Consider the following 553-nt stretch of genomic DNA (forward strand, 5'->3'; position numbering starts at 1 on the left):
TCACAGAGTTACGGCGGCCATGGCGAGAGGGAAACGCCCGGTAACATTCCGAACCCGGAAGCTAAGCCTCTCAGCGCCGATGGTACTGCCCTGGAGACGGGGTGGGAGAGTAGGACGCCGCCGGACATACTTCACCGAACGGGGGTCAGAGCTAATGCTCTGACCCCCGTTCGCTTTTTCCATGTCCGCCGCCGGCCGCTTTGGCTGTGTGCGGCGTCGAGCAAAGAGGTACTCAGAAAACATGACTGCTCCGCGACGTGGATCCGGCGGGTCCGACTCCGGGCGAGGGTGGCCGGCGTCCCGCGGCTCCCGGCCTCAGGGTGATCGCCGAACGGGTGGGGGTGCAGCTCCTCGTGGCGGGTCTCAGGGAGATCGGCCGCAGCGATCGGACCGCCCGCAGGATGACCGGCCTCGTGGTGACTGGCAGGACCGCCGTCCGCAGGGGGACCGGCCGCGTGGTGACTGGCAGGACCGCCGTCCGCAGGGGGACCGTCCGCAGCGGTCGGACCGCCGTCCGCAGGGGGACCGGCCGCGTGGTGACTGGCAGGACCGC

Annotated in this window: 1 rRNA gene; it reads left to right on the plus strand. The window is 69.6% G+C overall.

The features are described 5' to 3' along the window. The first annotated feature begins 9 nt into the window (after positions 1-9). Positions 10-126, plus strand: a 5S ribosomal RNA gene (gene rrf / locus ACI79W_RS20030). The last annotated feature ends 427 nt before the right edge of the window (positions 127-553 follow it).

The organism is Blastococcus sp. SYSU DS0533 (genome assembly GCF_054050775.1).